This window comes from Thiohalocapsa sp. (assembly GCF_019695415.1).
Classification (GTDB): domain Bacteria; phylum Pseudomonadota; class Gammaproteobacteria; order Chromatiales; family Chromatiaceae; genus Thiohalocapsa.
This window is the reverse complement of record NZ_JAIFKJ010000493.1, coordinates 1-3,391: the sequence shown is the minus strand read 5'-3', so window position 1 is coordinate 3,391 and position 3,391 is coordinate 1. Positions and strand designations below refer to the sequence as shown.

General features: G+C 67.3%; 3 protein-coding genes. 1 reads left to right on the top strand and 2 read right to left on the bottom strand.

Going from position 1 to position 3,391, the window contains the following annotated elements; translation table 11 throughout:
• Positions 1–260 precede the first annotated feature (260 nt).
• Positions 261–809 carry a CIA30 family protein gene (locus tag I6U14_RS13740; protein WP_296900086.1) on the top strand — a complete coding sequence of 183 codons (549 nt, stop codon included), beginning with the start codon at positions 261–263 and terminating at the stop codon, positions 807–809.
• Between the two features lie 88 nt (positions 810–897).
• Here the strand turns inward: I6U14_RS13740 and I6U14_RS13735 are convergent, their stop codons facing one another.
• Together I6U14_RS13735 and I6U14_RS13730 are read right to left on the bottom strand one after the other, a co-directional pair.
• Positions 898–1,422, bottom strand: coding sequence for an Hpt domain-containing protein (locus tag I6U14_RS13735; RefSeq protein ID WP_296900085.1), 525 nt, complete (start codon positions 1,420–1,422; stop codon positions 898–900).
• A 62-nt stretch (positions 1,423–1,484) separates the two neighbouring features.
• Complete coding sequence (locus I6U14_RS13730; RefSeq protein ID WP_296900084.1) at positions 1,485–3,149, bottom strand: response regulator; 1,665 nt, start codon at positions 3,147–3,149, stop codon at positions 1,485–1,487.
• Positions 3,150–3,391 lie beyond the last annotated feature (242 nt).

Sequence of the window (3,391 nt, the reverse complement as noted above, 5' to 3'; positions counted from 1 at the left end):
GCTGCGTTACAACTCGTTGGAATAGGTTGGCTATTCCGCCTCGTTGTGCCTTGCTGGACACCGCGCGGGACGCGCCCTGACGACCGTCCAACTACTCCTTCTGGGATGATGGATGCGACCGAGTGCGAACCAGCTGCCGCGGCCGCCACCTGCAGCCAACATCGTTGCGTCGGCGCCAAATGCAACTCACCGCCGCGGATGACAGCCGCCGGCGCCTGATGCAGACTGAGCCAATGCGCGCCACTGCCAGGATGCTTGCCATGACCACCTTGCTCACAGCGGCGCTCGGCACCGCCGATGCCGACGGGCTCATCGACGACTTCGCCAGCGCCGACGGTCGTTCCCGGCTCGGCACCCCATGGCGGCTGGTGACTGATCAGGTCATGGGTGGTGTCTCCACGGCACGGATGGAGTACCGCGTGCTGGATGGGCAGCGGGCACTATGCATGACGGGAGAAGTGAGCCTGGCCAACAATGGCGGATTCGTGCAGGTGAACCTGGATCTGTCACCCGAGGGGCGCCTAGATGCCGGCGCGTTCACCGGCGTTCGACTCATCGCGCGCGGCAACGGCGAGACCTACAACCTGCACCTCAAGACTGCCGCCACCACGATGCCTTGGCAGTCCTATCGCGCGGACTTCATTGCCGGTCATAGCTGGCGGGAGGTCCGTCTGCCCTTTGCAGACTTCACGCCGCACCGGCTGGTCCCGGCCCTTGATCCGACCCGGCTCAGACGCCTCGGCCTCGTTGCAATCGGCCGGGAGATGCGGGCGGAGCTCTGCATCGCCGAGGTCGGCTTCTACCGCTGAGCTGTCTCGTTCGCTTGCCAAGCCGTACCCCAGCGAAGCCACGGCCTGTCAGGCTGCTTTCACGACACAGGCGAGGCGGGGCACAGCCTCAGGGCTCGCACTGGGCGGACGCCGCTGCAGCTGCTTGCTCAAGCAGGTGCAGCGTCATCGGCAGAAGCTGCTCCACTTCTGCCAGCAGTGCCAGGGCGCCTGCGGATTCGAGCTCGCAAGGCCTAAGGCCTCGCAGCCGGCGCACGGCCGCCACAAGGCGCACAGCCCCCACCTCCCCTGCACTACCTTCGAGCGCATGGACCGCCCGCCGCAAGGCCGAATGGTCAGAGCTCCGCAACGCCTCGGCGAGGTCTGCAATGGCAACCTCGGCATCCTCCTGGAAGCCGCGCACAAGCGCCTCGAAAAAGCCGCTGTCGGCACCCATCCCGCGCCGGGAGGCGAGCTTATCCAGGTCCAGAAGTGGCTGCTCGGGCTCCGCTGGAGTCCCTGCGCCGTTGGCACACAGGTCTGCACGCCGAGGGGCGCCCGCTATCTCGGTCCGCTGCCTATTAATGGACTCGTCGGCGGCGGAGCCGGCCGTCGCCCCCGTATCAGACGTCGTTTGCTGTTCTTTTCGCTGCATAGCCATGGCTCTGCATAATCCAGCAGGCCGCGCCTGTTTGCCGCATACCGGTGGTGTGGACCTCAGCCGGACCACGTAACCGCTGCCGGCACAGCAACCGCGGCGGTGTCTACCGCGCTTACGCGCCGAATGATCTCGAGCAGCTCGCCAACGCCGCTGGTCTTGCAGACGTAGCCTACTGCCCCGGCATCGAGCATGGCTCTGGCACGATCCGCCCGCTCGTGCATAGACAACCCGATGATACGGATCTGGGGCCAGCGCTGCATGATGCGCCGGGTGGCCTCCAAGCCATCCATACGGGGCATCGACAGGTCCATCAGCACCACATCCGGTTGTGTGCGTTCCACCTCCGCGATGGCCTCGACACCGTCGGCCGCCTCGCCGCTGATGCAGAGTCCGGGCTCGCCAGCCAGCATGGACGACAATGCCCGGCGCATCATGGCGTGGTCGTCCACCAGCAGGATACGGGTCACCGCCCGCGCAGCACCCGGCGCTGATGTTGCCGGCCCGCGTGCACCAGCGGCGTCAGTGGCGAGGCCGTCGAGGCCCTTTGGCTGACGGGCCGAATGGGCAAGCGGCACTGTCAAGTCGACACGGGTTCCGCTGCCGGGCTTGCTGAAAGCCCGGCATTCGCCACCCAACAGGCGCAGCCGCTCGCGTGTCGAGAAGAGGCCGAAGCCGTCCTCCTCCCCGCTGCGGCCTGCGGCCCAGGCAGCAGCGTCGAAGCCGACGCCGTCGTCTTCCACCACCAGGTGCAGTCGCTCATCGTCGCTCGGAAACAACGCAAGCTGCGCATGCTGCGTCCCGGCGTGCTTCACCACGTTGAACAGGGCCTCTCGCGCCCCGTCGAACAGCACGCTGCGCAGATCGTCGGGCAGACGCGCCACCGAGTCATCGAGGTCGAGCGACACCCGCAGCCCATAGCGCTCCTGGTAACGACGGGCAAGCCATTCCAGCGCCTCGGCAAGCCCGGCGTCGTGCAGAATCGGCGGCGCCAGGTCGCCGACCAGGCCGCGCGCAACATCCGAGGCCTGCTGCAGCAGGTCGCAGGCGGTCGCTAGGGCCTCCCGCGGCTCGGCGGCGCCCTGCGACTCAGGCAGGCGTTTTCGAGCCCGCTGCACACTCAAGGCAGCGGCCACGAGCAGTTGCTGCAGGTCGTCGTGGATGATCTTCGCGAGCCGTCGACGCTCGCGCTGCTCGGTCAGGCTGAGCTCTCCAGACAGCCGGGCCAGTTGCTCGCCGCGGCGCCGGAGCTCCTGATGCGAGCGCCCCAGCGCCAGCAGGTTGCGGCATCGTGCCCGGCACTCCTGCTCGTCGATTGGGCGGCTGAGAAAATCCGTAGCGCCCGCTTCCAGCGCGTCGTAGCGGATCTGTCGGTCTGCCGCCACGGTGACGACGAGGACAGGTAGATCCTCGCGTCCCGGCAGGGTCCGGAGCCGCCGGATGAAGCCGCGCCCATCCATCCCCGGCATCAGGTAGTCGGTGACGATCAGATCCACGTGCATCTGAGCGACGAGGTCCAGCGCCGAGGCGGCGTCCGCGAAGGCGCGCACATCGATGTCGGCGTCCAGATCGCGGATCACCTGCGTCAGCAAGCGCCGGCCCGCGCTCTGGTCGTCCACTACCACGACAACGGGCCGGTCCGCGTCCGCGGAATGCGGCTCCTGCCCATCGGCGGCCTGGGCAACGCCGCCTGCATAGGCGATCTGGGTCTCTGCGTTCGACATCAGGCTGGCAACCTGCTCCCAATGATGGTCCGTTGGCTCGCTGCTACCGCACACGCCAGCACTCGACGTGGCAGATCGTCGTGCCGCCGCACTGTAGGCGCAGCACAGAGCGGTCAGTCGTTACCGGCAGCACTTGTCACCCTGTCCAAGTCGGCGCAACAAGGGGCCAGTCGGGTGGCTAGCCCGCATGGACGCATGCAAACTTTAGGACAAGACCACAGATTCCGCACGTGCCAGCGCGC